Here is a 4,379-nt window from a genome sequence, read left to right on the forward strand (position 1 = left end):
CCACGGCGGACTTTCCCCTGAAGCGCTGGCGGGCCTGGCCGAGCGGCTCGACGTAAAACAGAAGAAGCTCAAGCGGCGCGCCGCAATCGAGTTCGAGCGCCTGTTCGCCGAGACCTCCGACGCGTTCGCTGCGCGCCTCTCCGCCTATCTGAGGCATCCGATTGGCGACTTGGACCCGGCCCGACGGGCCCGCTCGAAACGTGAGGCTGGATCCCCAACGACTCCGGCGTGAACGGTTCCCCGGCGAGAACCGATCAAGCCCCCGCTCAAAAATCGACGGCGAGCCCTTTGACCTCCCAATCACCGTAGCGCACTGGGTCCTCGCCGCCGCGGCCGGCGATCTCGCGCGGGCGTTCCGGCGCGCTTTTCGCCCGCCGCGCCTCCGCCTCCGCAAGCGCGCGCCGCGCCGCAGCCGGCAGCGCCCGTTCGCCCCGGCTCGCGGACGGGGCGCCCTCCCGGGGCGGGACCGGTATGTCGTCGACAGCGCCTTTCATGGTGTCCTCCGCTCGCTAACGCGCGCTCGATTAGCGAAGCTATTCTACTCGCCGGGCTCCCCGATTTTCAATGCGCCCAATGGCGGTCGCAGCGCCCGCTCGCGCGACGCAAAGGCCATCGCCTTCGCGCCAACCGGGGTCTCGCTGAAGAAACCTGTTGGTTGTCTTGCGTTGCCATGCAGGATTCGACATAAGGGGACGCAAATGAGAAAGGCGATCGGGAACAAGTTTATGACCGACCGCAACAGACGTTGGTTTGGAACATTTGGCGTGCTGACTTCGCAGGGCTTCGAGGCGAAGTCGTCGTCAGGGGGCGAAAGGGGCCCGCTCGGCGAAGCCGCATCAGCCCCTCAATCCGATCGAGAATTGACGCCGTCGCTTCGCCCGGAGCCGCTGCAGCTCGAGGCGGGCGCCGGCGCCCGCGCGCCGCTCGGAGAAGGAGCATTTTCGGGTTTCGAGCACGCCCGGGTCGACGACGTCGTGGACGAGTCCGCCATCCCGAAACGGTCGCCGGAGACCTGCGAAGCGTCGCCTACCTTCGATGAATCGTGGATCGGGGCCCAAAAGCCGCGCGAGCAGAGCCTCTTGAGGCTCATCCTCGCGCAGGATGCGCTTCGCGCGGCGGCGGCCAAGGGAGCGGTCGTGGAACTGCGGGCCGCGGCCGACGAATGGCGCGGCTCCCTTCTTCCCATCGCAGCGACGGTCACGATCAATTCCGGCGACGCCGAAGAGGCGCAGGCGAACGTCGGCGGCCTGAAGAACGAGCTGAATGCGCTCTTTATCCATAACGTCTTGCAGTTCCTGCCCGAGACCCGCCAATTTCTCGCGCTTTGCTTCTCCAAGCTCTCGGTCGGCGGAATGATGATCATCAGCGTTCCGCATCAGTTCCTGTACGAACGCAAGCTGCGGCTGCCGTCCCGACGCAACCGGCTGCACCGACGCTTCTACACGCCGAACACCCTCATGGCGGACGTCGAGGAGGCGATCGACCCGTGCGAATTTCGGGTTCGATTTCTCGGCGACAGCGATGCGGGCTTTCCGTACTGGGCCGGTCTGAACGCCAGCCCGGAAGGCGGCCAGGATATCGTCCTCGCGCTCGAGCGAATCGTCCGACCCCCATGGCGTTCCGAACTGGACGCCGATGAACTCTGGGCCGAGACGGCGACGAAGCCGGTCCGCTTTCTCCCGCTGGACAAGAACCAGCCGGCGCCCATCCGGATAGTCGCGCCCGATCTGCACGGGATCAGCCGCATTATCGTGCTGAAGCTCGATCATCGCGGCGATTTCATGATGGCGACGGAAGCGTTCAAGACCCTGCGCCAGGCGTTCGGGAGCGCGCGACTCACCCTCGTCTGCGGCTCTTGGAACATCGCCGAGGCCCAGCGGAGCGGCTTCTTCGACGAGGTCGTCGCGTTCGACTTCTTCCCCGAGGACGACTCGGCGCGGCAGGAGCGGCCGCCGCGCAAAACCCTGATCGCGGGCTTCGCCAGGAAGATCGAGGGCGAATCCTACGATCTTGCGATCGACCTGCGCCTTTATGACGACTCCCGCGAGATCCTTCAGGTCATCGACGCGCGCCACCGAGCCGGTTTCGACCGCTACGATTTATTCCCGTGGCTAACCATTCGTCTGAACATCCCGAGCGCCACCGTCGACGACCGGGCCGAAACTGGCGTCATCACAGCGGCCAGGTTCCATACGTCGATGGCGGAACACAGGACCTATGAGATCGCGCTCCAGCAATCGTTCCGGCCGCAGGACATGCGGACGATCATCTGGGGGCCCTACGAGCAGCTGACGCCGGGCCGGTACCAGTTCGAATGCCTGATCGAGCCGCTCGACGGGGATTTCGAGATTCCGTACGACATCGTCCGGGACTCGGGTTTGCGGACCGTGGCGGCCGGGGTGTTGCAGGCGGCGCGCGGCGGTTATCCGCGCATCGATCTCGCCGTCGACGAACGCATCCCGGAATTCGAGTTCCGGCTGGTCGGCAGTCCGACGTTCGAAGTCAGGCCCTTCCGCTTCATGGGGTTGCGATTCCTGCGCGCGAGCGTCATCCGCGGCGCTCACCAGTCCGAAGCGATGGCGCTGCTCGCGCGCCTTGTTGAGCTCCGACTGCGCAATGCGTACACGACGGAACTCGAGTGATGGAGGACGAGGGGGGCGCTTTCCGGTTGTGATCTCGCCGTTCGCCAACGAGCGGCTGCGACAATGGCCCTGGCGTCATCATCGCGCCCTGGTCGGGCTGATCGTGCGCGAGCATGGTCTTCCCGTGGTCATCGTCGGAACGCGCGACCAGCGCGTGGCGGCGAACGACATCGTGCGCGGCCTGTCGTCGGAGACAGTCGCCAACGTCTGCGGTTCGTGGACGTGGGCCGAAGTCGTCGAGGCTGTCGACAACGCGCCCTACGTCGTGGCGAACAACTCCGGCGTAGCACATCTCGCCGCCTCGCGCGGGCGCTGGACCCTATGCATCTTTGCGGCGAGCCACGCCTTCAACGAATGGATGCCGCGCGGGCCGCGAGTCGTGACGATGACGAAGGCGGTTCCGTGCGCGCCGTGCGAAATCGGGATCGATCGTTGTCCGAACGGCGTCGCCTGTATGGTGGAAATGCGCGCTGAGGACGTCTTCTATCGTTTCGATGATGTGAGAAGCGCGGCCGCTGCTCCGGGTCCGCGTTCGGAATACGGGCTCAGGGCGCATTGATGCTGGTCCATTACTTTGTTCACGTTACCGGAACCGACTATGGGATGAGCGGCATTCCGAGGGTCGTGAAGAACCTCGCGCGCCAACTCGTTCTGCGACCTGAGGTCGAACTCGTCCCCGTCTGCTGGAGCCGCAAGCGCGGAACCCTTGTCCACGCCGAACAGAAGCTGCTCGACAACCTCGCCCGGCATGGCGGTCCCGAGCTACAGGCGACGCGCCCGCCTCATACCCCGGTTGAGCCGCAGGCCGAAAGCTGGCTTCTCATTCCGGAGGTCCCGCACCTTGCAAGCCACGATCCGGACTACCCGTCGTTGCTGATCGACGAGCCGATCGGTTGGGCCCGCGATCACGGCGCGCCCATCGCCGTCATCGTCCACGATATCATGCCTCTCACTTATCAGCTCGGGCAAACCCGCGGTCGTGCGTTCGCCGACATGGCGGGCGCCGGAAAGGCGGACGACGGTCAGAACCAGAAGCTTCGGTTCACCGTTTATGCGCACGCGTTGGCGCTGGCGGATCTCCTGCTTCCGGTGTCTCTGACCAGCCGAAACTTGTTGACCGAGTGGCTCGTGCGCCACGGACACCAGCCGCTGCTTCTGCCTCCGATGCGGCCGATCCATCTCCCCGAGGAGGTCCTTGGCGCTCCTCGAGCCGTTCCTCACCGCAATTCACGCAGCGCGGGCGGAACAAAGGAGTTCGTGACGGTTGGGACGGTCTCAGCCCACAAGAATCAGCTCGCGGCCATGGCGGCCTTCCTGAAACTGATCGCGCGGCGCCCGGATCTCGATATCCGGCTGAACGTCGTCGGATCCGTGGCGGCTGACTCGGCCCTCGCCGCAAGCCTGTTGGCGAAGCGCTCGAACGGGCGCATCGTCCTCCACGGCTTTCTGCCCGACGACCAGGTCGAGGCGATGGCCAAACGTGCGCACGCCTCCGTGTTCGTCTCGCTTGCCGAAGGATTTGGCGTGCCGGTCGCGGAAAGCCTTTGGCGCGGAAAACCCTGCCTGTGCTCGAACGAAGGATCGATTGCCGAAATCGCCGCGGGCGGCGGCTGCCTGACCGTCGACCCGCATAGCCTGAGCGAAATCGAAGCCGGGTTCGAGACGCTTGCAACTAACAGCAGGCGCTACGAAGCGTTGCTCCAGGAGATTGCGTCGCGTCGGATGAGGACCTGGAAG

General features: G+C 65.3%; 5 protein-coding genes. 4 read left to right on the forward strand and 1 reads right to left on the reverse strand.

What is annotated here, in order from left to right; translation table 11 throughout:
- Positions 1–232 (forward strand): hypothetical protein (locus ACLP25_RS10695; protein ID WP_442469176.1); only part of this gene is annotated, 232 nt, incomplete at its 5' end.
- A gap of 34 nt (positions 233–266) precedes the next feature.
- On the opposite strand, the gene ACLP25_RS10700 is transcribed toward ACLP25_RS10695, so the two are convergent.
- The gene (locus tag ACLP25_RS10700) at positions 267–494 is read right to left on the reverse strand and encodes a DUF1674 domain-containing protein (protein WP_442469177.1); all 228 of its coding nucleotides are present in this window, start codon (positions 492–494) and stop codon (positions 267–269) included.
- A gap of 270 nt (positions 495–764) precedes the next feature.
- Between ACLP25_RS10700 and ACLP25_RS10705 the strand changes: the two genes are divergently transcribed.
- The 3 genes from ACLP25_RS10705 to ACLP25_RS10715 all read left to right on the forward strand — a co-directional run.
- Entirely contained in the window at positions 765–2,642 is a 1,878-nt protein-coding gene (locus tag ACLP25_RS10705; protein ID WP_442469178.1) for a hypothetical protein, read from the forward strand.
- Positions 2,617–3,201 carry a glycosyltransferase family 9 protein gene (locus ACLP25_RS10710; protein WP_442469179.1) on the forward strand — a complete coding sequence of 195 codons (585 nt, stop codon included), beginning with the start codon at positions 2,617–2,619 and terminating at the stop codon, positions 3,199–3,201. The genes ACLP25_RS10705 and ACLP25_RS10710 overlap by 26 nt, the downstream gene beginning before the upstream one ends.
- Positions 3,201–4,379, forward strand: a 1,179-nt coding sequence (locus tag ACLP25_RS10715) for a glycosyltransferase (RefSeq protein ID WP_442469180.1), incomplete at its 3' end; no start/stop codon positions are given. The genes ACLP25_RS10710 and ACLP25_RS10715, both read left to right, overlap by 1 nt.

Source organism: Roseiarcus sp. (genome assembly GCF_052145395.1).
Classification (GTDB): domain Bacteria; phylum Pseudomonadota; class Alphaproteobacteria; order Rhizobiales; family Beijerinckiaceae; genus Roseiarcus.